This window comes from Sulfitobacter aquimarinus, from assembly GCF_040149565.1.
Classification (GTDB): Bacteria; Pseudomonadota; Alphaproteobacteria; order Rhodobacterales; family Rhodobacteraceae; genus Sulfitobacter; species Sulfitobacter aquimarinus.
This window is the reverse complement of sequence record NZ_JBEFLO010000008.1, coordinates 13366-38757: the sequence shown is the minus strand read 5'-3', so window position 1 is coordinate 38757 and position 25392 is coordinate 13366. Positions and strand designations below refer to the sequence as shown.

The window sequence follows — 25392 nt, the reverse complement described above, 5'->3', positions numbered from 1 at the left end:
TCTCAAGGTTGATCATGCGCGCAGAAGTCCAAAGTACCGTCGATAAAATCCGCAAATCAGTGGACCTTCTGGCCCAGCGGCTCAACGTCGAAACCGCGCCTTATCGGTTGGAGGAATTCAACGCCCGCGTTGAGGACCCGACCCTGTGGGATGACCCTGCTGCCGCGCAAAAGCTGATGCGCGACCGCCAGGCTTTGGTGGATGCGATGGCCACCCATGACGGCATCAAGACAGAGCTTCAGGACAACCTTGACCTGATCGAATTGGGCGAGATGGAAGACGACGCCGAAGTCGTATCGGAGGCCGAGGCCGCGCTGGCCGCACTTGAGGTCACCGCCGCGCAAAAAGAGCTCGAAGCGCTACTCGACGGGGAGGCGGACGCCAACGATACCTTCCTCGAGATCAACTCGGGCGCGGGCGGCACGGAATCGTGCGACTGGGCCTCGATGCTGGCGCGGATGTATGTTCGCTGGGCCGAGAAGAAGGGGTACTCGGTCGAGCTTCAATCAGAGAGCGCGGGCGAAGAGGCGGGGATCAAATCCGCCGCCTATAAAATCAGCGGCCATAACGCTTATGGTTGGCTGAAATCCGAGAGCGGCGTACACCGTCTGGTCCGCATCTCGCCATTCGATTCAGCCGCCAAACGGCACACGTCCTTTACCTCGGTCAAGGTTTACCCCGTTGTCGATGACAACATCGAGATCGAGGTAAACCCCAGCGATATCCGCATCGACACCTATCGCAGTTCGGGCGCAGGCGGCCAGCACGTCAACACCACCGATTCCGCCGTGCGCATCACCCACCACCCCACGGGCATCGTCGTGACCTCGTCAGAGAAATCCCAGCACCAGAACCGCGACATCGCCATGAAGGCGCTGAAATCGCGTCTCTACCAGATGGAATTGGACAAGCGCTCCGCCTTGGTGAACGAGGTCCACGAGAACGCAGGTGACGCGGGTTGGGGCAACCAGATCCGCTCATATGTCCTGCAACCCTACCAAATGGTCAAAGACCTGCGCACCAGCTATGAGACCTCCGATACAAAAGGCGTGCTGGACGGTGATCTGGACGGGCTGATGGGGGCGACGCTTGCGCTGGCCGTGTCGGGCAAAAGCCGCGCGGAAGCGCAAGGCGAGTAGTGCGGTTTGGCGTTATGGCGGCTGTCGTTGTCGCGGCGGGTTTCGGAGGGTATTTTGGTGCCTTCGCATGGTTAAGCGGGTTGCAAAGCCTCGGCGCGCAAGGCTGCGTTATTGAGCCGGGCGCAGAACGGCCCGTCAAGGCGCGCGTAGCAACGGCTGTTGGACATGCAGAAGAACAAGGCGACTGGCTGTTGATCGGCCCTGCGCTTTGCACAATTACACCACCCGACATTACCGCCACATTGCGCGCTGAGGATCCTGATGTGGCACCGTATATCTCGGCGGTGGATGCTTATGATGGAGCACCCGGTTGTTTCTTGAACAGCTTCGAGATGCAGGCGGCGGTGCAGGCCACACGTGGGTGGAGCGCTGAGCGGGCGTTCCGTGAATACCTTGCGATGTTCGGTGCTGGCGTGTTCAGCGGCGAATGGCGCTTTTTCAGCGCCAGCCCGCTAGGCACGCCTGTCGGTCCGCAATTCATTGGCGGGGCTTGCGGTAATGTGCCTTATGCGGATGATCTGGCGGAAAGCCACCGCGATCTTCGCGCAGGCTTTGACGGGTTTATACGCGCCCGCGCCCGCTTTGTCCCCTGTGAGGAAGGCAGTGCAACAGATGACGCCGCATGGGTTAGCTATTATGAGGATTTGGGCCAAGGCCCCATCGTCAATGCGTGGCATGGTTTCGAGGTTCCACTGGCGCTTCTGGCGTCTGACTGGGTCGACGGGGTTGGGTTGAATGCCAAAGGCAAGCCGCGTCCGCCGTTTTGCGTGCCGGCGCACCTGGCATACAAATAAACCCTGACGGACGGAGGCACCAAAGCTGTTGCGCTGTCCTGCGATGGCTGCTCATATCGGTGTATGGATATTCTGAGCATGGATGCGCGGGCCCAAGCTGCCGCGCTGGAGAATGGTGATCTGTCAGCGGCAGAGCTGATGGATGCCACATTGGCGCGTATTGATGCGGTGAACCCTGTGGTGAACGCGGTGGTCAGCCTGCGCGACGGTGATGATCTGCGGGCCGACGCACAGGCGGCGGACAAAGCGCAGCACAAAGGTGCGCTGCACGGTCTGCCCATCGCGATCAAGGATCTGGCCAATGCGCGCGGTCTGCCCACCTCGATGGGTTCGCCCTTGTTTGCGGGGCAGGTGGCCGCGCAGGATGACGTGATGGTGGCGCGGCTGCGTGCAGCAGGTGCAATCATTATCGGCAAGACCAACACGCCCGAGTTCGGGCTGGGGTCGCACACGTTCAATCCCGTGCATGGAGCCACGTACAATCCTTATGATCTGACCAAATCCTCTGGCGGCTCGTCCGGTGGGGCGGCGGCTGCGCTTGCGACAGGGATGCTGGGCATTGCAGACGGGTCCGACATGATGGGCAGTCTGCGCAATCCCGCGGGCTGGAACAACGTCTACGGCATGCGCCCCACATGGGGCACCGTCCCGTCCGAGCCTGCGGGCGACATGTTCATGCACCAGCTCGCCACCAGCGGCCCCATGGCACGCAGCCCTGCGGATCTGGCGATGTTGCTGGATGTGATGACGGGCGCGGATCCGCGCCAACCGCTGAGCACCGAAGGGGGCAAGACGCTGGAGGGTATCGATACCGCGCCCAAGGGCCTGTCACTGGGATGGCTGGGCGATTGGGGCGGGGCCTTCCCTTACGCGGAAGGCATCACCGAGATTTCAGAGGCCGCCTTGCAGCAGATGGCAGGTTTGGGCCACAGGGTTGAGGCACTGGCCGCGCCCTTTGATGCGGATGCCATGTGGACGTCATGGACCGATCTGCGATCCTTTGCCGTGGCGGCGGGGCTGGGGGCAGCCTACGCGGATGCAGACATGCGCCCCCATCTTAAACCCGCGGCCGTGTGGGAGGTCGAGCGGGGCGTGAACATGTCCGCCAGCACCGTGCAACGGGCCAGCGCCATCCGCTCTGACTGGTTCCGCAAGACGACGGAGCTGTTTGCCAGCCACGATGTGCTGGTTCTGCCCTCGGCGCAGCTGTGGCCTTTTGATGTGGAGATGGTGCATCCGGCACAGATCGCGGGGCGCGGGATGGATACCTATCACCGCTGGATGCAGGTGGTGGTGCCTGCGGGGCTGATTGGGCTGCCGGTGGTGAATGTGCCTATCGGCTTTGGTGCCAATGGCCTGCCTGCGGGGCTGCAACTGATCGGGCCACGGGGCAGTGATGCCGCGCTGCTGCGGTTGGCGCAGCAATGGCACGGGGTCACGCAGTGGCCGCAAAAGCGCCCGCCAAGCCTTTGATCACAGGGGCGTTTCGCGCCCGTGGGCGACCAACCGCGCACGCAAATCGGCAGCCCGTGCATCGCCACGCTCCAGCGCAAAGACATGGGCGTGGGTCAGAAAGAAACACGCGGTATCCACATCCGCTGCGGCCTCTGCCGCTTGGGTATAAAGCGTGATCAGCGCGCCCGTGTCGCCACATGCGTGCGCTGCCAGCAGATCATCGTCCGAAACGCTCATTCAGCCGCAAGCGTCGCGTCGCGCCGCCGCGCAATCCGGGCCGCGACCCACGCGTGGAACAGATGCGTGGGCCCGTCCATCGCAGGCGAGAACCGCCCGCCGTCAAACCCCACCGCGTGCCGTCCGCGCTGCATTCCCTCGACGACAAAGATGTCTTCCTCGAACACCTCTTTCCACTGGGCGGTGTTGCGCGCCCGCAAATCGAGGTCGGTGGTGGGGGCGGCGTAATAGAGGTGGATATGCTCGACCGTGCGGTCGGTGGCTTGCGGATCGAGGATGATGACAAAGGCGTGGTCGCGGTGCACACCCAGCAGCACATTGGGATAGGCGGCGATGTATTCGGCCGCCGTGTCCCATTTGTCGCTGAGGTCGCCGAAATCGGGGAAGCTTTGCCCGTCCTCGCCCGTTAACTGACGGTAGACCAGCGTGCCTTGGCCCGAAAAACGGTCAGGCGCTTCGATGTGGTAGTGGTCCTCCAGGCGGGAATAGCTGTTCAACCCGGGATGCACCCAGGGCAGGTGATAGCTCTCGCAGTAATTTTCAACCGCCAGCTTCCAGTTGCAACTCACCTCCAGCGCAAAGCGGCTGTTCGCGCCGCCGTGATAGAGCGGCTTGTCAAACTCGGCCCAGCGGGCCAGCAGCTCGGCGTTCGCCTCCTCGAAATGAGCAGCGGTGCCCGAGATGTTGATCCAGACGACATCCATCCAGATATGGCTGCGCACCTCGATCAGGCCCAGCAGGTCGCGGTCGATGCCGTCGTGGGTGTTCTGCCCCGGCCCGCCCACATGCGGTGTGCTTACCAACTTGCCCGAGGTCGAATAGCACCACGAATGATAGGGGCAACGGATCGCGCCCTCGATCTTGCGCGGCGCGTCCACAAGGATCATGCCGCGGTGGCGGCAGATGTTCTGGAACACGCGCACAGTGTCTTGTTTATCACGCACCAGCAGCAGGGGCATCCCAAGGAAGGTGAGGGGCACCGCATCGCCGATTTCAGGCACATCCGCAGCGACAGCCAGCCCCGCCCAATTGTCAGCCAGCACGGCGGTGCGCTCTTCATCAAAAACACCCGCGTCGATGTAATGCGCATTGGGTAGGCCGTTGGCAGCTTCAATGGGGTTGCGAACGGTGCTGATGTCTGATCGGGCCATGACGCTCTCCTGTTGATTACGAAAAGGCTAGCGTGCGGGAGGGGGAGACACTTTTCCGACAGCGACCCGCTTTGCCTGCGGGCGACATGCGCGGGGAGGGGGAGGCGACAGCACGGTCAGAGCCCGAAGGGACGACCACAAAGGTCCGCTTCCGGCAACTTGTTTTCATCTGCGTTGCTAGGATGTAAAAGCTGGGGAAAATCGATGATGACCTGTGTCGCGCCTTTTTGTCACCACGGTCGATTCCAGAGGAACGAGCGATATGCCTAAGCTACCGAATTTAACTGCTGCAGAACCCATTCCGGATGCGGCCAAAAAGGAAGTTGATCGGATTTTACAAACCGGCGATCTGTTTCGTTACAGCTCCGATCATTCACCTGTGGCGTTGCTAGAAGCAGAGTTCGCCAAAGCGCTTGGAAGTAAATTTGCGCTGGCGGTTTCATCCTGTTCAGCAGCCCTGTTTCTGTCTCTCAAAGCGCTCGGCCTGCCGCGCGATTCCAAAGTGCTCATTCCCGCGTTCACCTTCGCGGCGGTGCCGTCTTCAGTGCTTCATGCGGATTGCGTTCCGGTGCTGTGCGAATGTGGCGATGATTATCGGATCGACCTTGATGACTTTGCACAGAAGCTCCCGATGGCTGACGCGGTTATCATCAGCCACATGCGGGGCCACACCTCGGACATGGATGCGATCATGGCGCTTTGTGACGCCGCCGGTGTTCCCGTGATCGAAGATGCCGCCCATAGCCTTGGCACAACTTGGGACGGTCGGAATATCGGGACCATTGGCAAGGTCGGGTGCTTCAGTTTTCAGTCCTACAAAATGCTGAATGCCGGTGAAGGTGGCATCATGGTCACCGACGACGCCGATCTTATTGCGCAGGCGATCATCATGTCGGGCGCCTATGAGCATAACTGGCAAAAACACCCGGTCCTTCATGCGGCTTTTGCAAAATGGCAAAACAAGCTGCCGCTCTACAATCTGCGGCTAAATACACTTTCGGCGACGTTGATCCGACCCCAGCTTGATGCGCTTGCGGAGCGGGTCGCGAACGGGCGGCGCAACCATGATCATGTTGTGGAAATTCTTGGCCGTTGCCAGTGGATTTCTGTCCCGAATGCGTTGCCGCAAGAAAACCGCGCGCCGGACTCCGTTCAGTTCAATTTACGCGGAATGACAGATACGCAAGTGGACGACTTCACGGGCCAAGCTGCGGCATCGGGCCTGAATGTCCAAGTCTTTGGCCGTTCACAAGACAATGCGCGGGCATTCTGGAACTGGCATTTTCTAACCGAAAATCCCGACCGCCCCAAAACCCGCGAAATGTTGAACCGTGCCTGTGATGTGCGCCTGCCTTCCCGTCTTAGCCTTGAGGAATGTGATGCCGTGGCGCAGACAATTCTTGACGCACTTGGAGCGACCATGAAGGCATAACTGCGGCGCGTGTTGGCGAGGCCAAGAAGAGGACCGTGCCTCGCCCTACGTCAAGCGGACAATCGCGCAGCTGCAACAAATGGCAGATCCGCCCGCACAGCGGATCGTGCCTAATTCATTGGAATGCCCGCGCTTAAGTCCCCCGTGACAAGGCCGCGACACCCGTGCGGGCCACATCAATCAGGCCCAGCGGGCGCATCAGGTCGGCAAAGGCGTCGATCTTTTCGGGGGCGCCTGTGATCTCGAAGACAAAGCTTTCCAACGTGCTGTCGACCACATTGGCGCGGAAGATGTCGGCCAGACGCAGGGCCTCGACCCGTTTGTCGCCGGTGCTTGCAACTTTGAACATCGCCAGCTCGCGCTCGACGCTCGCGCCCTCAACGGTAAGGTCATGGACCTCCCGAACCGAGACAATGCGACCAGTCTGCGCTTTGATCTGTTCAATCACCTGCGGCGTGCCGCGCGTGACGATGGTGATACGGCTCAGGTGGCCCGTGTGATCCACCTCGGCCACGGTCAGGCTGTCGATATTATAGCCACGACCCGCAAACAGGCCAATGACACGCGCAAGAACACCTGGCTCGTTCTCGACCATCAGGGCGAGGGTGTGGCGTTCTTCCACATCCGAGAAGTTGGGGCGTAGGTTATAAGCGGAATGGCTTTGCGCGCCTTTTTTGATTTTTAGTGCGGACATTATTCTATATCTCCGAAATGCGGCTTACCCTCATGGGCTTGCGATTGTTCGATTTGTTTGGCCGTTTCAAAGAACTCGACCAGTTTGACAAGTCTGGCGAGGAAGAACTGAAAAGTTAAAACCCCCAGCACCCACACAAAGGTTCCGCCCCAGCCTGCACCGCGCCAGAAGTATTGGGCAATCGGCACAAGCCACAGCAAATAGGCGGCCATCAGCACAGTGTTGGAACCTATTTGCCACCAGCGCGGCATCAGTTGATAGGGAGTTGGGGCTTGTTCCTCCATCGGGGTTAGACCAACAGCTTGCCTGCGGCATCAATCGCGGTTGAGGTATCAACCTCGCCCATGATCATCTCGTTATGTGCCTTGCCTGACGGGATCATCGGAAAGCAATTTTCGTGCTTCTCGACCAAACAATCAAACAGCACGGGGCCGTCGTGGGTCAGCATCTCCATGATCGCGTCGTCCAGCGTGTCGGGGTCGCTGCACAGGATGCCCTTGGCGCCAAAGGCTTCGGCGAGCTTTACAAAATCGGGCAGGCTCTCGGACCAGCTGCTTGAGTACCGCTCACCGTGCAGCAGTTCCTGCCACTGGCGCACCATGCCCAACCGCTCATTGTTGAGGATGAACTGTTTGACGGGCAGGGCGTATTGCATGGCCGTGCCCAGCTCTTGCATGTTCATCAGCCACGAGGCTTCGCCCGCGACGTTGATCACCAGCGCCTCGGGGTGGGCCATTTGCACGCCGATCGAGGCGGGGAAGCCGTAACCCATTGTGCCGAGCCCGCCAGAGGTCATCCAGCGGTTGGGGTCTTCAAATCCGAGATACTGCGCGGCCCACATCTGGTGCTGGCCCACTTCGGTGGTGATATAGCGGTCGTGCTTTTTGGTGAGTGCCTCAAGCCGCTCAAGCGCGTATTGCGGTTTGATAACAGGGCCTTCCTGCTTGAACTTCAGGCAATCAACAGCGCGCCATTCCTCGATCTGTTTCCACCATTTGGCCACCGCGTCCGAGTTGGTCTTGCGGCCGCGTGATTTCCAGACCTTCAGCAGATCCTCCAGCACATGCCCCACATCGCCCATGATCGGGATGTCCACGCGAATGACTTTGTTGATCGAGGAGGGATCAATGTCGATATGCGCCTTTTTGGAGTCGGGGCTGAACTTTTCAACAACGCCCGTGATGCGGTCGTCAAAGCGCGCGCCGATGTTGATCATCAGATCGCAACCGTGCATCGCCATGTTTGCCTCGTAGAGGCCGTGCATGCCCAGCATCCCCAGCCAATTGTCGCCGGACGCAGGATAGCAGCCCAGCCCCATCAGGGTAGACGTAATCGGAAAGCCTGTCGCCGCCACCAGTTCGCGCAACAACTGCGATGCCGCGGGACCCGAGTTGATGACGCCGCCGCCCGTGTAGAACACGGGCTTTTCGGCTTTCTCCATCGCCTCGACCAATTCGGTGATCGCCTCCATGTCGCCCTTCAGTTGCGGCTGGTAATGCGACTTTGACGGCGCTTTGGGCGCGTAGGTGCCTGTCGCGAACTGAACATCCTTCGGGATGTCGACCAAAACAGGGCCGGGGCGGCCCGACGTGGCGATGTGGAACGCCTCATGGATCACTTCACCCAGCTTGTCTGTCTCTTTCACCAGCCAGTTGTGTTTGGTGCAGGGGCGGGTGATGCCAACGGTATCGGCCTCTTGAAACGCATCCGAGCCGATCATGAAGGTCGGCACCTGACCCGTCAGAACGATGATCGGGATACTGTCCATCAGCGCGTCGGTCAGGCCCGTTACGGCATTCGTCGCACCGGGGCCGGACGTCACCAGCGCCACACCGGGTTTCCCGGTCGAGCGGGCATAGCCTTCGGCGGCGTGAACCGCGCCTTGTTCGTGGCGCACAAGCACGTGTTTGATGTGGTTTTGCTGAAAAATCTCGTCGTAGATCGGTAGGACCGCGCCGCCAGGATACCCGAATACGGTATCGACACCCTGATCAATCAGGGCTTGAACGATCATTTTGGCTCCGGTCATTTGGCGTGTCATGGTCTTGCTCCGTTTGGGCGTTTGAATTCTTCGGCTTGGCATAAAAAAGCCCCCGATGGTGTCGGGGGCGCATGGGGTAGAATATGGTGTACCGTTACCGGCCCATGCGCTGTTTCCTCACAATGACGACTAGATCGTTCATGCCCAAAGGCTCCTTTATGCGTTTTGGGACATTAGGATTGGATCGCAAGGGCGTCAACAGCCATTTTTCCATAATTATGTCCCCAAATGCGGAATTATTGAAATTTTATTGCGCGAACTTGGGTTTGAAGCGACATTTTGGTAAAGCCAGTGGTCTGATTTGACCCAAGCGCCGATGTGATCCGGCCGACTGTCTTAAAAATCCACACCCGTGCCCTGCAACACCCCATGCTCCAGCGCATAGCGCGTCAGGCCCGCGGTGGAGGAAATGCCCAGCTTGCGTTTGATGTTCTTGCGGTGTGTCTCCACCGTGCGAACAGAAATATCGAGGGTGAGGGCCACTTCCTTGTTGGACTGGCCCTGTGCCAGTTGCAGCAGGATCGTTTGTTCGCGGCCCGTCAGTGCATCGCGTGCGCCACCTTCTTTGGGCGTGATCGCCCCCTTGGCACCGGTACACAGATATTGGTCGCCGCCCATTACCGTATCAATCGCCAGCTTGATCTCGTCCGTGGGGACGTCTTTCAGAAGATACCCCATCGCCCCGTGGCTCAGCGCCGAGGAGATATATTCGGGGCTGTCATGCATCGACAGGATGACGATGCGCGTTTGGGGGCGGGTCTCCAGCACCATCTCGGTCGCGGTCAGCCCGCCGAGGTCGGGCATGTTGAGGTCCATCAGGATCACATCGGGGGCCAGTGTCTCCAACTGGTCAATCATCTCGCGCCCGCTGTTGAGCGTGCCGACAACATCGACATCATTATAGCTTTCCAGAATGCTCTGGATGCCTTCGGCGACCATGGGGTGATCGTCTACGATGGCAATGCGCAGGGGGTGGGTCATGCGGTTTCCTTGTCTGGGGAGGTTTGGCCCGTCGTATCGGGGGCCAGCATATGGGCGAGGGGGGCCTGAACTTCGACAATAGTACCGCTGCCGGGGGATGTGCGCAAAGACAAGGTGCCGCGCAGCTGGTCCATGCGTTCTTGCATGTTGCGCAAGCCAAGGCCGGGCGTCTGTGCGTTGAGGTCAAAACCAATGCCATTGTCCTTGATCATCAAGGTCGCGCCATCTGGGTGGCCGCGCAAATCAACGCTGACGTCGGTGGCGCTCGCGTGCCGCTCGATATTGGTGAGCGCCTCTTGGGCGATGCGAAACAGCGCGATCTTGGCCTCATTATCCAGACGGTTGCGGAACACCACTGTCTCCACATGGACCTCGATGCCTGTGCGTTCGCCGAATTCCTCGGCCAACTGGCGCAGGGCGGCGCCCAGTCCCAGATCATCCAGCGCGCCGGGGCGCAGGTCGCGGCTGATGCGGCGCACCTCTGATATGGCCTCGCCCAGCGTAGCGATCCCTTTGCGCAGCGGCGCATCCGCGGATCCATCGCCCAAGGGCAGCCTGCGCCGCGCATTGTCCAGCGCATAGCGGACGCCCACAAGGATCTGGCTGATCCCGTCATGCAATTCACGCGCCACGCGGCCGCGCTCTTCTTCCTGGGCGTCAAACACCCGTTGCGTCAGTTTGCGCAGCTTGGCGTCCGCCAAGCGCCGTTCGCGCAGGTTCAGCCCCATGCCCGAGCCAAACACCACCAGCAGCGCCACCAGTGTGATTGCCCCGATATACACAAACGTGCGCTGCACACGCGCCTGCACATCCGCCCGCGACGTGGCAACGGTAGCCACCACGTCATCAATAAAAACCCCCGTGCCAACCGCCCACCGCCACGAGGGAAAGGAGGTCACATAAACGATCTTGCGCGCAGGCACGCCTGTCGAGGGTTTGGGCCAGACAAAATCGTGATACCCTGCGCCGTCGCGGGCGATGTCGATGATGCGGTCCACCACGGGCGTGCCTTCGGCGTCTGTCTCGCCGCTGAAGTTGCGCCCGATGCGCGCCGTCTCTCGCGGCGAGACGATGGCCGTGCCGTCATAATCATAGACAAAGAACTGTCCGTCCTCGTCATAGATCATCGCCGACAGGATCTGGGCCACGCGCTCCTTGGCTTGCGCATCCGTGGGGGAGGCATTGCCGTAGATAAAGTAGAATCCGTTGCGCGCTTGGGTGACATAGTTGCGCAGCTCGGCCTTTTTGGTCTCGATCAACTGCGTCTCCAGCGCGTTGATTTCGCGCTCGGCCAGCGCACGGGCCTGAATGGCCACGACCAAGGCAATAGCGGCCACCGCAAGAATCAGCGGCACAGCCGCCAGCAGCGTCAGTTTTTGCCCGTAGGGGATATGAAAACGTGGAAAGGCCGACATGGCGATTCGATACGCCGAATCCCGCGTCGGAGCAAAGCGAAACCACGACCGCGCCACAACATGTATGGGGTGCCGCCCGTATAACGCACCTGATCTTGCGGCCTGAATTGGTAAATTTAGCCTAAAAATCAGCGCATTGTGCATTTCTACGCAGTAGTAGGTATTTTAAATCCTATCCAAGCCGTTAGGGTAGCGGCACTTGAAACAACCCGCGCGCGGAATCCACCGCTGTGCGGGCATAATAATCCCGGGAGGATACCTTATGGATCGTCGTTCATTTTTGAAGACATCTGCCCTTGGTGGTACAGCCGCAGCAGCATCCACGCTGGCCGCGCCTGTCTATGCCCAAGGCAAAAAGACACTGACAATGGTAACATCATGGCCACGCGGTTTCGCCGTGCTGGACGATGCGGCCACATACCTCAACAACATGGTTAACGAGATGTCTGACGGCACGCTGACCATCGACAAAAAAGCCCCCGGTGAGCTGGTCGGCGCGTTCGAAGTCTTCGACGCCGTCTCCTCCGGTCAGGCCGACATGTACCACTCTGCCGATTACTACTTCATCGGTCAGCACCCTGCCTACGCCTACTACACAGCCGTACCTTTCGGCGGCACAGCACAAGAGCTGACAAACTGGTACCACCACGGTGGCGGCCATGACCTGCACAACGAACTGGGCGAGATCTTCAACCTCAAGTCGTTCCTCGCAGGGAACTCCGGTTCACAGTCCGGTGGTTGGTTCCGCAACGAAATCGGCTCAGCCGCTGATTTCAACGGTTTGAAATTCCGTATGCCAGGTCTGGGCGGCAAAGTGCTGGGTAAACTGGGCGCATCCGTTCAGAACATCCCCGGTGGTGAACTGTACCAAGCACTGTCTTCGGGCGCGCTGGACGGTCTGGAGTGGGTTGGTCCCTTCGCGGACGAACGCGCCGGCTTCCAGGAAGTTGCAAAAGTCTACTACACTGCTGGCTTCCACGAGCCAGGCTCGGGCCTTGCATGTGCGGTTAACCTCGATGTCTTCAACGAGCTGTCCCCGGCGCACCAGAAGATCATCGAATACGCAACAATGGCGACAACACACGTTCAGCTGGCAGAAACGCTGGCAAACAACGGTGCGGCACTGTCGCGTCTGCAGCAGCAGGGCGTCAAAACCATGCAGTTCTCTGACGATGTCTGGGATGCATTCGGTAAAGCATCCGCCGAAGTCATGGACGAAAACATGGGCGACGAGCTGTTTGCAAAAACACGCGCCAGCTTTGAAGCGTCGCTTACGTCTTCGGCTGAATGGCTGTCCAAGTCCGACGCCTTCTACGTCGAACAGCGTGAGCGCGTCCGCGCAAACATGTAATCGATTTCCAATCGAAGACGGGGGCCACGCATATTCTGCGTGGCCCTTGGCTACTCACAAACACAGGCAGGCAAACTGCCGCAAGATTGCGAAATGCACGCGCCCCATGAGGCGCATCCGGAGGGGGATACATGGCTGACGATATTGTATGTTCGGGATTTTTCCGTGCAGCTGAGGGCGCAAAGCTCAGCTGCCTTGACAAGTTCCAGGATAGTGGTCTGGTTCAATTCGTGGCGGGCAATGTGCTGGAGGCGTTTTACAACTTCTTCGCCGCCATCCTGAACCCCGGCATGTGGCTGAACTGGACTGATCCAAAGGCCATGATGCGCTTCATCTACTACGGTGGCTCGGTCGAGTTTTTCTTTGTCCTGTTGGTTGCCTTGGTCATCCTGACCATCGTCGGCATGCGCAAGCGCGCGTTCATGTGGGGCATGGTGCGCGGCCTTGAATGGGTCGGCAACGGAGTAGGCCGCCTGTTCGCCTGGGCGGGGCTTTTGATGGTGCTTCAGCAGATCATCATCGTGTTTATGCAACGGATATTCACACGGCCCGACATCTCGGTCGGCTTTGGTATCCCGCTGCAATTCGACATCAGCTGGTTTGCCGAAGAATTGAAGCTTTACAACGCCTTGGTGGTCTGTCTTTGCGTGGCCTATACCTTTGTCCAAGGCGGGCATGTACGGGTTGACCTGTTCTACGCGGGCGCAAAGTTCCGCACCAAAAAGATCGTCGACATGTTCGGCGCGGTGTTCTTCATGATGCCCTTTGCCATCGTGACATGGATGTACGGCTGGTATTTCCTGTGGCGCCATCTGGTCACGCCTAACCCGTCGGCCTCCGACAGCCTCGAGCTGTTGTTGCGCAAGTCGCGGGTGCTGAAATGGAACGTCGAGACGATCGGCTTTTCGCCCAACGGGTTCAACGGCTATTTTATCTTCAAAGTCCTGCTGTGCCTGTTCTGCGTGATGGTGATTTTGCAGGCAATCGCAATGTTCTACCGGTCGTGGTGCGAACTGCGTGAAGGTGAAGAAAGCGCAGGAAAATACCTCGACAAGGACAGTCTTGGCGAAGGGGAAGAAGCATACGAGGGAGCACACTGATGTTTTTCGGACTAGACGGGGTCGAAGTCGGCCTGATCATTGTGTTTGTCTGCCTGTTCGGCGGTATTCTGTCGGGCTTCCCGGTGGCTTTTGCCATCGGTGGCGCGGGCATGATCTCATTCGGGATCATTGCCGCGATGGACAGCGCGGGGCTGCTTATTCACCAAGCGATTGATACCTCATCCGAGGCATACCGCGCGCTTGTGAACTCGGGCATCAGGGAGGACGCGGTATCGCTGTTCCGCTATCCCGATTTGCCAAGGATCGCCGAGCCTGTCTTCCCCCAAGGGTGGGAAGTCGCATTGGACCGCAACGTATCGTTTGTTGTGAACCGCATGAACGAACGTGTGCTTGCAGGCCAGTCGATCGAGACGCTGTTGGCCGTGTTGATGTTTGTTCTGATGGGCATCACGCTGGAACGCTCGAAGATCGCGAATGACTTGCTGACGACGATGGCACGGGTGTTTGGCCCGCTGCCGGGTGGTTTGGCCGTGTCGATTGTGGTTGTGGGGGCTTTCCTTGCGGCCTCGACCGGGATCGTGGGTGCGACGGTTGTTACGATGGGATTGTTGGCGCTGCCGACGATGCTGCGCAACAACTACTCGCCCGAGATCGCGACAGGGGTCATCGCGGCCTCCGGCACTTTGGGCCAGATCATTCCGCCGTCCATCGTGATCGTGCTTTTGGGCACGCTGGCAGGTGACTTGTACTCAGCCGCGCAAGAGGCGCGTGCCTCGTCGCTGGGCTGTACCGACGCGTTGACCTATCTGGGGGAGCCTGCGGTTGTCTCGGTCGGGACGTTGTTCCAGGCGGCACTGCTGCCCGGTATCATGCTGGCGTTGCTCTATGCGCTTTATGCCTTTGGCTATGCGTTGCTGAACCCCGACAAGGCGCCTGCCGTGCCGATGGGGTCGACCAACGCCGAACCCGTGACCCGCTCTGAGGCGTTCACATGGTTTGCCGGCGCGCCTGTGCTGATGATTGTAGGGACGATCGTCCTTGGCAATCTTGGCATCGTGGGCAGTCAGGATACCCGCGTTTCCAGCTTCTCGGACATCGGTGAAGCGGCCACGCTGCGTACAAATGTGAATGACCAGTGTAAGGCCGCGATGATCGAGCTGCACGGTCAGGAACGCTGGGACCTTGCGATCCAGCAGCAGCAGGTGATCGAGGATGCGGGCGGTCTGGCGGCGAGCGAAAAGCTGTCGGATGAAGAATTTGCCGAAGCCCAAGCCGCCAAGATCGACGCGGCAGCGCCTATTGGTACCGGCATCGCGATCATGATGATCCTTCTGGGTCTGATCCTGACCACTGCGCGGGGGGTGTCGCCTTCGGCTGATGCCAAGCCGCTGTTGATCGGGGGGATCGGGATTGTCGTTCTCTTGTTGGTCGACATCGTTTTGGTCAGCCCGACGACCAGCCCCGGTGTGATGGTCGTGCTGATGGCCTTGCCCTTTGTGGCGGTCATGTATGGCGTGGTCTATGGCGTCAAACTCTGCGCCAGGAACGAGCTGATCCGCGTGGTCTTCCCACCGCTGGTGTTGATCGTTGCGGTGCTGGGCTCGATCCTTGGCGGGATCACCAACCCGACACCTGCGGCCGCTCTTGGGGCAGGGGGTGCGATCATGTTGGCCGCCTACCGCAAGCTCAAGGATCTGGACCGCTCGCCCAAGGTGATCATCTGGTCCACGCTGGCGATCATCATCTGTATCCTTGTCGGTGTGAACTTTGATCTGCGCATCAATCAGGATGAGGTCGGTTTCGAGAACTGGGTGGCGTTCTTTGTCGCTTATGGTGCGTATCTTTACGCCGTGTTCGGCCTGCTGTTCAGCTGCTGGATCCTGTACACCAACGGCGTTTTGACACCTGTTGTGCGCGAGACAGCCAAAGTGACCTCGATGGTGTTTACGATCCTGATCGGGTCGCAATTGCTGAACCTTGTTGTGATCAGCTTTGGCGGTGAACATTACATCCAGCAGTTCCTGAAGTCGTTTGATAACGAGCTGAAGGTATTCCTCATCGTGATGGTGGTTTTGTTTGTTCTGGGTTTCGTTCTCGACTTCCTCGAGATCATCTACATCGTGGTGCCGATTGTGGGGCCGGTGATTTACGGCGGCTCGTTTGACCCTAAGTGGGTGACGATCATGATCGCGGTGAACCTGCAGACGTCCTTCCTGACGCCGCCCTTCGGGTTTGCCCTGTTCTACCTGCGCGGGGTTGCCCCGCCCAGTGTCACGACGCGCCACATCTACCGCGGGATCATACCGTTCGTGTTGATCCAGGTGGCGGGGCTTGCCATCTTGTGGTTCTTCCCGTCGATCGTGACGATCATTCCGGATCTGATCCCGAATTGACTTAGGATGACACGGAATTAGAAAAGGGCGCCTGTTTCGGGCGCCCTTTTTCGTATGTGAACCCGCAGTGCCCGTTGTGGGCGCGGGATTGAGTTTAAGGGCAAAATAAAGAAGGTGCGGGGACGTTGTGGCCCATTGGGGGGATCAGCCGCGTTTTGGCGTGAGATCGGGCAGGGAGATGTTGGCGACCTGTTCGGCAATTGGATCATTGCTGAGCGGGTGTTGTTCGGGCGTAAAGCCTTCGGGGTCGCGCATGGGGTGCCACTCGCCGGCCATGAAGACTTCGAGGCCGGAGAATTTGGCTTTGTAGCCCATCTTCTGGCTGCCGGGGACCCAGTAGCCCAGATAGACATAGGGCAGGCCCGCATCGCGGGCGATGTTGATGTGATCCAGGATAATGTAGTTGCCCAAGCCGTCGCGGGGGCGGTCTGGGGTGTAGAAGGAGTAAACCATGCTGACTCCATCGCCCAGCACATCCGTGAGGCAGACGCCGATCAGTTCGTTTGTTTCGGTGTCGGTATATTCGATGACGCGGCTGCGGATCGGGGTTTCCTCGATCATGGCGGCGAATTCGAAGACGTCCATATCCGCCATGCCGCCATCGGAGTGGCGGCTGTCAAGGTAGCGGCGGAAGAGGTCGTATTGGTCTTCGGTGGCCCAAGGCGATGTGGCGCGCCGCGCCAGCCCCGCGTTGCGGTTCAGCGTACGCCGCTGGCTTTTGCTGGCGGTGAATTTGGCCACGTCAATGCGGGCCGACAGGCACGAGGCGCAATCGGCGCAGGATGGGCGGTAGAGCACATTCTGGCTGCGGCGGAATCCTTGTGACGACAGGCTGGCGTTCAGCTTCTCGGCATTTTCGCCTTGCAGCGCGGTGAACAGTTTCCGCTCCATCCGTCCCTCAAGATAGGGGCAGGGTTGGGGGGCTGTCACATAGAACTGCGGCGCAATAGGAAGCGAGTGGCGCATTAAGCTGTGGTCCTTACGGGGGATTTATCAGACGATAGCCTGCGTGGTGGGGCGTGCAAACCCCAAAGTTTTCAGGCGCGGCGGTTCATCGCGACAGTGCCCATGACCATATCGGTCAGGCCCTGACGTCGTTCGGTGCTGAGCATCATAACGACCGAGATAAATTGCAGCAACGGCATCCCCAGCGAGACCGTATAGCCCAGCGTATGCAGAAACGCGGCAGAGCTATCAAAGCGTTCGTCATCGTGGGTCCGCAGCTCGATCGCCATGAGGCGCATCCCCCATGTCGACGACCCGCGCGACAGGGTCACGACGCGGTAGGCGAAGCCGATTACCAGATACAGGAAGGGAAAGATAAACAGACCCAGAAAGGCTGTGAACGGCAGCACCAGCAGGACCAGCACAAAGATCAGCACCGTATCGACGCCCCACGCCATCAGACGTTTCGCGGGCACGCCGTCATAAAATTGTGGAGAGAGGTCGGGATCAGGGGTCATTTGGGGCTCGTTCAGTTTGGGGGATTTGGGGGTGGCCGCACCCCTGAGGTGGGGAGCGGCCCGTTTGTGTTCAAGGGGCCTTAGGCGTCCTCGGTCTTGTCGTCCTTGCGGGTGGCGCGTTCGTCCATGAAGGCGTCGAACTCGGACTTGTCTTTGGCTTCGCGCAGACGCTCAAGGAAGCTTTCAAAGTTGTTCTGCTCTTCCTCAAGGCGGCGCAGGGTGTCGGCCTTGTAGGCGTCGAAGGCTGCGTTGCCTGTGGGGCGGGCCATGGACATGGTGCGGCCCATGGTGCGGCTACAGCTGCGGGAGGATGATGAAAACATGCGTTTACTCCAGATCATATACGCCAGCAGGGCAAGGCCTACGGGCCAGAAGAAGATAAATCCCAACACCATGGCGGCGATCCATGCGCCCTTGCCGCGCGCATCAAGCCAGTTTTCCGAGCGGGTGAGCCAGCCTTCGCGTGGCATGCTGCGGTTGGAGTAGGAAGCGGTGTACGTTTGTGTGGCCATATCGGTCCCCTTGGGTATGTGGTGTGCGGCCACCATGATCGGGGCGCTTCACCGATGAAAGGACGCTTATGTTAATGCCTTTCACATCATTCAATTTGGGAACGGGCTGGATTATTGCAAGAGCAAATGTGAAAGCTTTTTACATTTGTTTGATTAGCCGTTTCATATCAGTGCCTTGGCTGTGAAAATTTCCGCGCTGAAACGTATTGACGGCGGACGGTTCAGGGGTGACTGTGGGGGTATGACCTATGTTTCCCTCTCAAAACTGCTGACACGTTGCCCGCGTGGCGATGAAGCGGTGGATGATCTGCCGCTGGCTGATTTCGACACAGACCTGCACCCGTTGCTGCGCGGGACCGCGGCGCTGGCACCTTATCTGGCGCGGCTTATCACGCAAGAAGCCGCGTGGCTGGCGCAGGCTGTGCAGGCCCCCAAGACCGCGCTGGCCGCCATTATCGCGGCACCGCAACAGTTGGACGAAACCTCGCTGCGCGCAGGGCTGCGGCAAGGCAAACGGCGCGTGGCGATCCTGTCTGCGCTGGCCGATCTGGGCGGCGCGTGGTCGCTGGAGGAGGTGACAGGTGCCTTGAGCGATTATGCCGATGCCGCCAGCCATGCGGCGTTGCGCGTGGCCCTGTCGGCGCAGATCAGGCGCGGCAAGCTTCCCGGTCTTGGCGCCGATGACGCGGATAAGGGGGGCGGCATGACTGTGCTGGCCATGGGCAAGATGGGCGCGGGCGAGCTGAACTACTCGTCCGATATTGATCTGATTTGCCTGTTCGACGAAGACCGCTTTGACGCGACTGATTTTCACGAGGCGCGCGCGGGGCTGATCAAAGCCACCCGCGCCATGGCCGCGAGCCTCAGCGAGATTACCGATGACGGCTATGTCTTTCGCACCGACCTGCGCCTGCGCCCCGATCCTGCGGTCACGCCCGTCTGCGTGGGCATCCTCGCCGCCGAGCGGTATTACGAAAGCCTTGGCCGCACGTGGGAGCGGGCCGCCTATATCAAAGCGCGCCCTTGCGCGGGCGACATTGGCGTGGGGGAGGCGTTCCTTGATACGCTGAAACCCTTTGTCTGGCGCAAGCATCTGGATTTCGCCGCCATTCAGGACGCCCACGACATGCGCCTTGCCATCCGCGCCCACAAGGGGCTTGGCGGGCCGATCACCTTGCCCGACCACAATATGAAACTGGGCCGTGGCGGCATCCGCGAGATCGAGTTTTTTACCCAGACCCGCCAGTTAATCGCAGGCGGGCGCGATGCGGGCCTGCGCACACGCGGCACGAAAGAGAGCCTTGCGCTGCTGGCCGCCAAAGGCTGGGTGCCGGAGGCAACGGCAGAGGAATTGAGCGACCACTATACCTTCCACCGCACGGTCGAGCATCGCTTGCAGATGGTGCGCGACGCGCAGACCCACACGCTGCCCAAATCGGCTGAGGGCATGGCGCGGATTGCCGCGATGATGGATATGGATGTGACCGCGTTTGAGCAAACCCTGCGCGAGCGGCTAAGTGCTGTGCACGAGATCACCGAAGGGTTCTTTGCCGACAGCCGCGCACCCGAGCCACCTCCGCCCCAGCACAGCTTTGACGATAAAGTCGTCGAGGCATGGCACAGCTATCCTGCCATGCGTTCGGAACGCGGTGCGGAATTGTTCGAACAGCTAAAGCCTGACCTCTTTGCCAAATTGGCGCTGGCCGACAAACCGGACGAGGCGCTGCGGGCCTTTGACGGCTTCCTTGCGGGGCTGCCTGCAGGGGTGCAGCTGTTTTCCCTGCTCAAGGCGAACCCGCAACTGGCCGATCTGCTGATCACCATCGTCAGTGTCTCGCCTATGCTGGCGGCCCATTTGTCGCGCAATGCGGGTGTGCTGGATGCGGTGATCGGCGGCGATTTCTTTGCTGATTGGCCGGGGCAGGCGGCACTGACGCAGATGCTGTCGGACCGCCTTGCCGCGCTGGACGATTACGAGAGCCAGCTTGACAGCACACGCGGCTGGGCGCGTGAATGGCATTTCCGCATTGGCGTGCATCATCTGCGTGGCCTCACAGATGCGGACACCACAGCGGCGCACTACAGCGATCTGGCCCGCGCTGTGCTGGGCGCATTGTGGCCTGTGGTCATCGCCGAAGTCTCGCGCCGTCACGGGCCGCCGCCCGGCAAAGGCGCGGTGATCGTCGGCATGGGCTCGCTTGGGGCGGGGCGGCTGACGGCGCAGTCCGATCTGGACATGATCGTGATCTATGATGCGGACGGGGTCGAGATGTCGGACGGCCGCCGCCCGCTGGCCGCCCGCCAATACTATGCCCGCCTGACCCAGACCATGATCACCGCGATGAGCGCCCCCATGGCCCAAGGGCGGCTTTATGAGCTGGACCTGCGCCTGCGCCCTTCAGGGAACAAAGGCCCCGTCGCCACCTCGATCGAGAGTTTTGCCAGCTACCAGCGCAATGAGGCATGGGTGTGGGAGCATCTGGCCCTGACCCGCGCCGAAGTGATTGCGGGCCCTGAAACACTGGGCCGGACGGTCGAGGCGCTGCGGGCCGAAATCCTGCAACTGCCCCGCGACGCGGCGCATATCCGTGCGCAAACCGCCCAGATGCGTGCCCGCATTGCCGCCGCGAAATCAGCGAACGGTATTCTGGACGCCAAGATCGGCGCGGGCCGCCTGCAAGACATCGAACTGTTTGCCCAAGCGGGGGCCTTGATCGGCGGCAGCACAGACCGCGACATCCCCGCAGGGCTGGCGGCAGCACGCGCCGCAGGTCTGATTGACGCGCAAGGGCAGGCGACCCTGACCGCCGCCTATGCCCGCCTGTGGGCGCTGCAATCGGCCACGCGGCTTTTGTCGTCGGCCCCCTTGCAGCTTGGCACCCTGCGCAGCGCGACACAGCGGTTTTTGCTGGATGCGGTGGCCGAGGCGCCCGAACACGACACCAGCGCCGATCTGGAGACGCAACTGGCACAGCATTACGCACGGGCAGACGCGATCATAACCGCGGCACTAGGCGGCGGAGCACCCACATGAAGAAATCCATCCCCGACGATCCAAAAGGTCTGATCTTTGAGGCTTACCAGATCGGCGGCATCACCAAATCCGAATGCCGCACGATTTTCCTAGATTGGGCGCTCAGCCTGGGGGCCGACCGTGAAACCCCAACCGCCCTGCGCGCCCTTCTGGCCATGTACGGGGGCGACCCTGCCCATCCGATGTCCGAAGTCTTAACGGAAGGCCTGCACAGCATTGCAACGCCGCGCCGGCGGGGCGGATGGCGCAGCCGCAAGCGGGACTAGGCATTGTCGCTGAATCTTACGTTGGGGAATGCTTAAGATAGGATTAATACCTCTGTTTTGATCCAAGTCTTGCGCAAATTTGTCTAAAACCTGCCTTATTCACCCGCCATCAGTGTTCTCGTAGCAAGTTCAAGGCCGCAGGGTCTGAGGAGTACGAGATGAAGATGATGAAACTGGCATGTGTACTGAGCATCGGCGCCGCGCTGAGCGCATGCGGTGCGTCCGATACCGTAACCCGCGACGCCCAATTCGAGACACAGTCCCCCCAAGCAACCTATGGCACGCAGACCCGCGACAACGCGCGTCTCTCCCTTGATCCGACCAAAAGCGTGCGCCGCATCACGGCCTCCGCCAACGAGGCGCGGACCATCCTGCCCGAAGCGATCCTGAAGCAGATCAATGTGGCCCAGATCAACGTGAGCGTGCCAAGCGATCTGAAAGTCTCCGAAGCCAACCGCTATTACCCCGGTGGCGATATCGTCTGGCGCGAAGACCCGATGGGCAACCGCCACGCACAGGTTGCCCGCATCATGCATGATGCGCTGACCAACGGCACCACCGTTTTTCAGGGGCCTGTGCCGGTCATTCTGGACGTGCAGCTGGTCCGCTTCCATGCGCTCAGCGAAAAGGCCCGCTATACCGTGGGCGGCGTACATCACATCGTCTTTAACATGGTCCTGCGCGATGCAAAGACAGGCGCCTTCCTGTCCGAGCCGCGCCGCGTCGAAACCGACCTTGAGGCCTTTGGCGGTCAGCAGGCAATCGTCGCCGAAAGCCGCGGCCTGACCCAGAAGGCCCGCATCTCCGGTCACATCGCCGAAGTGATCCGCCAACAGATGAGCCGGCCCGAAGGCTATAAAAACGCCTCACTCGGCTTTTATCAGCTGGTGAACAGACTCTAGGCTTTCGCTTGCCACGGATACCAATTAGGGAAGGGCGCTATGAATATAGCGCCCTTTTCCACGTCTCACCCCCTTCCTGTTGTCCGCCTGATGCCCAAGGCCAACGCCCGTGCGATCCGCCACGGCGCGCCGTGGGTCTATGCAAACGAGCTGGTCACCGACCGCCGTACCAAAGCACTGGCCCCCGGAGCCATCGCGGTGCTGGAAGACAGCCTGCGCCAGCCTTTGGGCGTGGTGACGGTCAACACCAACTCCAAAATCATTGCCCGCATGATGGATGCAGACCCCGCCGCCGTCATTGATCAGGCATGGATCGCCCGCCATCTGGCCCGCGCCCTTGCCCTTCGGACGCGGATGTACGACGCGCCCTTCTACCGTCTTGTCCACGCCGAGGCCGACGGCCTGCCGGGCGTCATCATCGACCGCTTCGGCGACACTTGCGTGATCCAGCCCAACGCGGCGTGGTCGGATGCGTTGATTGAGCCGCTGACGGCGGCGCTGATCGAAGTGACAGGTGTCACAAACGTGCTGAAAAACGCCTCTGGCCGCACCCGCAGCCTTGAAGGGCTGGACGACGTGAACGCCGTACTCGCAGGCAGCGCGCCCGACGCGGCTGTGGCGGTACAGATGAACGGGGCCACCTATATGGCGGACCTGACAGGTGGCCAGAAGACGGGCATCTTTTATGACCAACGGCCCAACCACGCTTTTGCGGCCTCTATGGCACGGGGCGGGGCGCGTGTACTGGATGTATTCTCGCATGTGGGCGGCTTCGGTCTGGCCTCGATCGCTGCGGGCGCGTCATCAGCGCTGTGCGTCGACGGCTCTGCCCCCGCTCTTGCGCTGGCCGAACAAGGCGCAGCTGCGATGGGCGTCGAAGACAAGCTGACCACCCGCCAAGGGGACGCTTTTGACGTGCTGACAGCCCTGCGCTCCGAGGGAGCCGAGTTCGACGTGGTCGTCTGCGATCCTCCCGCCTTTGCCCCCGCTAAACCCGCGCTTGAGGCGGGCCTGCGCGCATACGAGCGTATCGCAAGGCTCGCCTCGCCGTTGGTGGCCGAGGGCGGCATCCTCGGGCTTTGCTCATGCAGTCACGCCGCAGACCTCACGGCCTTCCGCACGGCATCTGTGCGCGGCATAGGGCGGGCAGGGCGCAGACCCTCGCTGATCCACACAGGCTTTGCCGGTGCAGACCACCCGCAACTGCCTCAGCTGGCAGAAACGGGCTACCTCAAGTCGCTGTTCTTCCACCTCTAGGATTAATCACGGCAAAGGTGCCAACACCCCCATGAAAATGCTCTTGGATGCCTGCGTGATCTACCCCACCGTCATGCGCGAGATGCTTTTGGGCGTCGCGCGTACAGGCGCCTATACTCCACTGTGGTCCGCACGCATTCTGGAGGAATGGGCCCTTGCCGCACGCAAACTCGGCCCCGAGGGCGAGGCTATTGCCCGCGGCGAAATCGCCATGATCCAAAGCGCCTTCCCCAGAGCCAGCGTGCCCGTACACGCAGGGCTGGAGGCGCGGCTGTGGCTGCCCGACGCAAATGACATCCACGTTCTGGCCGCCGCGATCCACGGCAACGCAGACGGCATCATCACCATGAACGCCAAGGATTTCCCCCGTGGCCTGCTGGCAGAAGAGGGCCTCAGCCGCAATGACCCCGACGCCTTCCTGCTGGGCCACTACCACGCCAACCCCGACGCCGTAGACCACGTGGCCCAATCAGTCGTCGACGAAGCCCGCCGCCTGTCAGGTGAGGACTGGGACAAGCGGTCTTTGATGAAAAAAGCCCGCCTGCCACGGCTGGGCAAAGCGCTCACCACCTAGGCGCCTATTTTTTAGGCCTTGAATATTTCGGGGGGAGCAGCCTTCGGCTGCGGGGACAGCGCCCCCTCCCTCAGCTCTCCCATTTACCCTGCATTTTTGTAAGTTCGGCAATCCGCTCGGCGGTCTTGGGGTGGCTCATCAGCCACGCGGGCGCTGTTCCGCCGCTTGATTTCGTCAGCGCATCCAGCTTTTCAAAAAGCGAGATCTGCGGCGCGATCCCGATGCCTGCCTTGGTCAGTAAGGCCGCCGCATAGGCGTCCGCCTCATATTCGTCACTGCGCGACAATTTCGCCGCCAGCAGAGAGGTCAGCCCGCTTGCAATCCATATCCCGATGCCGGGGATAATACGGCTCAGCACCATGCCGAGGGCAGCCCGCATCGCATTCTGGCCGGAAAAGTCGATCATCCGCCGTCGCGAATGGCCAAGGGCCACATGCCCCAGTTCATGCGCGATCACGCTGGCCAGTTCCTCGGCCGTGACCTCACCTGCGCGAAACTTGTTATAAAACCCGCGGGTGATGAAAATTCGCCCGTCAGGGGCGGCAAGGCCGTTCACGGGCGCGATCTCGTAGATATGGACCTTGATCCGCGGGATATCGAGGGCGTTGGCCAGTTGCTTGGTCATCCCCACCAACGCAGGATCGGCCAGTACGGTTGATTTTTCATCCAGCTCACGCCCCGTACGCCAAACGGAAAAACGGTACATGGCCAGGCCGTAGAGCACGGCAAGTAGAATGGGGAGAACTTTGAACATAGGTTAAATATGGATGGAAAGCGGGGCAGGGCAAGTGGTGGCGTGCCTGCTTTCTAACAGCAGTGTGACCACGCAAGACTAAAGCGCAGTCACCATGCGGTGAAAAGGGACGTTTGTCTTAGGTTGCCGGTTCCAGCGTCGAGTCATCGAGCAGCACAATGTCATTCATCTGCACCCCTGTTGCATTGCGTGTGAACACCATGTCACGGCTTGTTTCGGTCTGACTTGTGTAGCCGACAGTGATGCGGGGTGTATTGGTCTGCGGATCCTCTTCCAGATGCAGTTCACGTGCCACGTAGGTGCCGTTGGTCAAGGGTTTGTCCAGCTCTATCGTGTAAGGCCCCGCCTCGAAGCCTTCGAACAGGCGCTGAGCAACGCGATTTGTGGGCAGGACATCCGGATCAAACCCGATGCGGATTGTATCAGCGCCGCCGCTTCGCAAAACCCCTAGATCGGTCATGGAGGCGCCCAAAATCGGCGAGTCGT

The 25392-nt window shown here is 60.3% G+C and carries 24 protein-coding genes; 12 read left to right on the top strand and 12 right to left on the bottom strand.

What is annotated here, in order from left to right; all coding sequences use genetic code 11:
* Positions 1-14 precede the first annotated feature (14 nt).
* From prfB to ABMC88_RS14200, 3 genes are all read left to right on the top strand, one after another.
* On the top strand, positions 15-1139 hold the full coding sequence (prfB, locus tag ABMC88_RS14210) for a peptide chain release factor 2 (RefSeq protein WP_349577559.1): 1125 nt from the start codon (positions 15-17) through the stop codon (positions 1137-1139).
* Entirely contained in the window at positions 1139-1933 is a 795-nt protein-coding gene (locus ABMC88_RS14205) for a hypothetical protein (protein ID WP_349577558.1), read from the top strand. The genes prfB and ABMC88_RS14205 overlap by 1 nt, the downstream gene beginning before the upstream one ends.
* Before the next feature lie 63 nt (positions 1934-1996).
* A complete protein-coding gene (locus ABMC88_RS14200; protein WP_349577557.1) occupies positions 1997-3406 on the top strand; it encodes an amidase in 1410 nt (469 codons plus the stop codon).
* On the opposite strand, the gene ABMC88_RS14195 is transcribed toward ABMC88_RS14200, so the two are convergent.
* Positions 3407-3625, bottom strand: coding sequence for a hypothetical protein (locus tag ABMC88_RS14195; protein WP_349577556.1), 219 nt, complete (start codon positions 3623-3625; stop codon positions 3407-3409).
* Positions 3622-4776: an aromatic ring-hydroxylating oxygenase subunit alpha gene (locus ABMC88_RS14190; RefSeq protein WP_349577555.1), complete on the bottom strand. Its 1155-nt coding sequence runs from the start codon at positions 4774-4776 to the stop codon at positions 3622-3624. The genes ABMC88_RS14195 and ABMC88_RS14190 overlap by 4 nt, the downstream gene beginning before the upstream one ends.
* A gap of 262 nt (positions 4777-5038) precedes the next feature.
* On the opposite strand from ABMC88_RS14190, the gene ABMC88_RS14185 reads away from it, so the two are divergent.
* The gene (locus tag ABMC88_RS14185; RefSeq protein ID WP_349577696.1) at positions 5039-6208 is read left to right on the top strand and encodes a DegT/DnrJ/EryC1/StrS family aminotransferase; all 1170 of its coding nucleotides are present in this window, start codon (positions 5039-5041) and stop codon (positions 6206-6208) included.
* A 133-nt stretch (positions 6209-6341) separates the two neighbouring features.
* On the opposite strand, the gene ilvN is transcribed toward ABMC88_RS14185, so the two are convergent.
* The 5 genes from ilvN to ABMC88_RS14160 all read right to left on the bottom strand — a co-directional run bounded on the left by ilvN (position 6342) and on the right by ABMC88_RS14160 (position 11339).
* Positions 6342-6902: an acetolactate synthase small subunit gene (ilvN, locus tag ABMC88_RS14180; RefSeq protein WP_349577554.1), complete on the bottom strand. Its 561-nt coding sequence runs from the start codon at positions 6900-6902 to the stop codon at positions 6342-6344.
* Entirely contained in the window at positions 6902-7186 is a 285-nt protein-coding gene (locus tag ABMC88_RS14175) for a hypothetical protein (RefSeq protein WP_349577553.1), read from the bottom strand. Before ABMC88_RS14175 ends, ilvN begins: the two co-directional genes overlap by 1 nt.
* Before the next feature lie 5 nt (positions 7187-7191).
* Positions 7192-8943 (bottom strand): acetolactate synthase 3 large subunit, encoded by a 1752-nt coding sequence (locus ABMC88_RS14170; protein ID WP_349577552.1) that lies wholly within the window; start codon positions 8941-8943, stop codon positions 7192-7194.
* Positions 8944-9279: 336 nt separating this feature from the next.
* Positions 9280-9924, bottom strand: a complete 645-nt coding sequence (locus ABMC88_RS14165; RefSeq protein ID WP_349577551.1) for a response regulator transcription factor — start codon at positions 9922-9924, stop codon at positions 9280-9282.
* Positions 9921-11339, bottom strand: a complete 1419-nt coding sequence (locus ABMC88_RS14160; RefSeq protein WP_349577550.1) for a cache domain-containing protein — start codon at positions 11337-11339, stop codon at positions 9921-9923. The genes ABMC88_RS14165 and ABMC88_RS14160 overlap by 4 nt, the downstream gene beginning before the upstream one ends.
* Positions 11340-11601: 262 nt before the next feature.
* Between ABMC88_RS14160 and ABMC88_RS14155 the strand changes: the two genes are divergently transcribed.
* The 3 genes from ABMC88_RS14155 to ABMC88_RS14145 all read left to right on the top strand — a co-directional run bounded on the left by ABMC88_RS14155 (position 11602) and on the right by ABMC88_RS14145 (position 16144).
* The gene (locus ABMC88_RS14155) at positions 11602-12690 is read left to right on the top strand and encodes a TRAP transporter substrate-binding protein (protein WP_349577549.1); all 1089 of its coding nucleotides are present in this window, start codon (positions 11602-11604) and stop codon (positions 12688-12690) included.
* Between the two features lie 131 nt (positions 12691-12821).
* Positions 12822-13790, top strand: coding sequence for a TRAP transporter small permease subunit (locus ABMC88_RS14150; RefSeq protein ID WP_349577548.1), 969 nt, complete (start codon positions 12822-12824; stop codon positions 13788-13790).
* Entirely contained in the window at positions 13790-16144 is a 2355-nt protein-coding gene (locus ABMC88_RS14145; RefSeq protein ID WP_349577547.1) for a TRAP transporter large permease, read from the top strand. The genes ABMC88_RS14150 and ABMC88_RS14145 overlap by 1 nt, the downstream gene beginning before the upstream one ends.
* A 144-nt stretch (positions 16145-16288) precedes the next feature.
* On the opposite strand, the gene ABMC88_RS14140 is transcribed toward ABMC88_RS14145, so the two are convergent.
* From ABMC88_RS14140 to ABMC88_RS14130, 3 genes are all read right to left on the bottom strand, one after another.
* Positions 16289-17110 (bottom strand): arginyltransferase, encoded by an 822-nt coding sequence (locus tag ABMC88_RS14140; RefSeq protein ID WP_349577546.1) that lies wholly within the window; start codon positions 17108-17110, stop codon positions 16289-16291.
* A 71-nt stretch (positions 17111-17181) separates the two neighbouring features.
* Positions 17182-17607: an RDD family protein gene (locus ABMC88_RS14135; protein WP_349577545.1), complete on the bottom strand. Its 426-nt coding sequence runs from the start codon at positions 17605-17607 to the stop codon at positions 17182-17184.
* Positions 17608-17687: 80 nt separating this feature from the next.
* Positions 17688-18119, bottom strand: coding sequence for a DUF2852 domain-containing protein (locus ABMC88_RS14130; protein WP_349577544.1), 432 nt, complete (start codon positions 18117-18119; stop codon positions 17688-17690).
* Positions 18120-18360: 241 nt separating this feature from the next.
* Between ABMC88_RS14130 and glnE the strand changes: the two genes are divergently transcribed.
* From glnE to ABMC88_RS14105, 5 genes are all read left to right on the top strand, one after another.
* Positions 18361-21153: a bifunctional [glutamate--ammonia ligase]-adenylyl-L-tyrosine phosphorylase/[glutamate--ammonia-ligase] adenylyltransferase gene (glnE, locus tag ABMC88_RS14125; protein ID WP_349577543.1), complete on the top strand. Its 2793-nt coding sequence runs from the start codon at positions 18361-18363 to the stop codon at positions 21151-21153.
* Complete coding sequence (locus tag ABMC88_RS14120) at positions 21150-21419, top strand: hypothetical protein (RefSeq protein ID WP_349577542.1); 270 nt, start codon at positions 21150-21152, stop codon at positions 21417-21419. Before glnE ends, ABMC88_RS14120 begins: the two co-directional genes overlap by 4 nt.
* A 158-nt stretch (positions 21420-21577) precedes the next feature.
* Positions 21578-22321, top strand: a complete 744-nt coding sequence (locus ABMC88_RS14115; RefSeq protein WP_349577541.1) for a DUF6778 family protein — start codon at positions 21578-21580, stop codon at positions 22319-22321.
* A 39-nt stretch (positions 22322-22360) separates the two neighbouring features.
* A complete protein-coding gene (locus ABMC88_RS14110) occupies positions 22361-23578 on the top strand; it encodes an RSP_2647 family RNA methyltransferase (RefSeq protein WP_349577540.1) in 1218 nt (405 codons plus the stop codon).
* Between the two features lie 31 nt (positions 23579-23609).
* On the top strand, positions 23610-24152 hold the full coding sequence (locus ABMC88_RS14105) for an RSP_2648 family PIN domain-containing protein (RefSeq protein WP_349577539.1): 543 nt from the start codon (positions 23610-23612) through the stop codon (positions 24150-24152).
* A 70-nt stretch (positions 24153-24222) separates the two neighbouring features.
* Here ABMC88_RS14105 and ABMC88_RS14100 read toward each other — a convergent pair whose 3' ends face one another.
* Together ABMC88_RS14100 and ABMC88_RS14095 are read right to left on the bottom strand one after the other, a co-directional pair.
* A complete protein-coding gene (locus ABMC88_RS14100; RefSeq protein WP_349577538.1) occupies positions 24223-24906 on the bottom strand; it encodes a M48 family metalloprotease in 684 nt (227 codons plus the stop codon).
* A 118-nt stretch (positions 24907-25024) separates the two neighbouring features.
* Positions 25025-25366, bottom strand: coding sequence for a hypothetical protein (locus ABMC88_RS14095; RefSeq protein WP_349577537.1), 342 nt, complete (start codon positions 25364-25366; stop codon positions 25025-25027).
* Positions 25367-25392 lie beyond the last annotated feature (26 nt).

Excerpts from the sequence above, each read along its gene's own strand:
- ABMC88_RS14110 (WP_349577540.1), top strand. The coding sequence starts at position 22,361 with ATGAATATAGCGCCCTTTTCCACGTCTCACCCCCTTCCTGTTGTCCGC.
- ABMC88_RS14175 (WP_349577553.1), bottom strand. The coding sequence starts at position 7,186 with ATGGAGGAACAAGCCCCAACTCCCTATCAACTGATGCCGCGCTGGTGG.
- ABMC88_RS14165 (WP_349577551.1), bottom strand. The coding sequence starts at position 9,924 with ATGACCCACCCCCTGCGCATTGCCATCGTAGACGATCACCCCATGGTC.
- ABMC88_RS14195 (WP_349577556.1), bottom strand. The coding sequence starts at position 3,625 with ATGAGCGTTTCGGACGATGATCTGCTGGCAGCGCACGCATGTGGCGAC.
- ABMC88_RS14200 (WP_349577557.1), top strand. The coding sequence starts at position 1,997 with ATGGATATTCTGAGCATGGATGCGCGGGCCCAAGCTGCCGCGCTGGAG.
- ABMC88_RS14140 (WP_349577546.1), bottom strand. The coding sequence starts at position 17,110 with ATGCGCCACTCGCTTCCTATTGCGCCGCAGTTCTATGTGACAGCCCCC.
- ABMC88_RS14185 (WP_349577696.1), top strand. The coding sequence starts at position 5,039 with ATGCCTAAGCTACCGAATTTAACTGCTGCAGAACCCATTCCGGATGCG.
- ABMC88_RS14135 (WP_349577545.1), bottom strand. The coding sequence starts at position 17,607 with ATGACCCCTGATCCCGACCTCTCTCCACAATTTTATGACGGCGTGCCC.
- ABMC88_RS14095 (WP_349577537.1), bottom strand. The coding sequence starts at position 25,366 with ATGACCGATCTAGGGGTTTTGCGAAGCGGCGGCGCTGATACAATCCGC.
- ABMC88_RS14190 (WP_349577555.1), bottom strand. The coding sequence starts at position 4,776 with ATGGCCCGATCAGACATCAGCACCGTTCGCAACCCCATTGAAGCTGCC.
- ABMC88_RS14105 (WP_349577539.1), top strand. The coding sequence starts at position 23,610 with ATGAAAATGCTCTTGGATGCCTGCGTGATCTACCCCACCGTCATGCGC.
- ilvN (WP_349577554.1), bottom strand. The coding sequence starts at position 6,902 with ATGTCCGCACTAAAAATCAAAAAAGGCGCGCAAAGCCATTCCGCTTAT.
- ABMC88_RS14145 (WP_349577547.1), top strand. The coding sequence starts at position 13,790 with ATGTTTTTCGGACTAGACGGGGTCGAAGTCGGCCTGATCATTGTGTTT.
- ABMC88_RS14100 (WP_349577538.1), bottom strand. The coding sequence starts at position 24,906 with ATGTTCAAAGTTCTCCCCATTCTACTTGCCGTGCTCTACGGCCTGGCC.
- ABMC88_RS14170 (WP_349577552.1), bottom strand. The coding sequence starts at position 8,943 with ATGACACGCCAAATGACCGGAGCCAAAATGATCGTTCAAGCCCTGATT.
- ABMC88_RS14120 (WP_349577542.1), top strand. The coding sequence starts at position 21,150 with ATGAAGAAATCCATCCCCGACGATCCAAAAGGTCTGATCTTTGAGGCT.
- ABMC88_RS14115 (WP_349577541.1), top strand. The coding sequence starts at position 21,578 with ATGAAGATGATGAAACTGGCATGTGTACTGAGCATCGGCGCCGCGCTG.
- glnE (WP_349577543.1), top strand. The coding sequence starts at position 18,361 with ATGACCTATGTTTCCCTCTCAAAACTGCTGACACGTTGCCCGCGTGGC.
- prfB (WP_349577559.1), top strand. The coding sequence starts at position 15 with ATGCGCGCAGAAGTCCAAAGTACCGTCGATAAAATCCGCAAATCAGTG.
- ABMC88_RS14130 (WP_349577544.1), bottom strand. The coding sequence starts at position 18,119 with ATGGCCACACAAACGTACACCGCTTCCTACTCCAACCGCAGCATGCCA.
- ABMC88_RS14160 (WP_349577550.1), bottom strand. The coding sequence starts at position 11,339 with ATGTCGGCCTTTCCACGTTTTCATATCCCCTACGGGCAAAAACTGACG.
- ABMC88_RS14150 (WP_349577548.1), top strand. The coding sequence starts at position 12,822 with ATGGCTGACGATATTGTATGTTCGGGATTTTTCCGTGCAGCTGAGGGC.
- ABMC88_RS14155 (WP_349577549.1), top strand. The coding sequence starts at position 11,602 with ATGGATCGTCGTTCATTTTTGAAGACATCTGCCCTTGGTGGTACAGCC.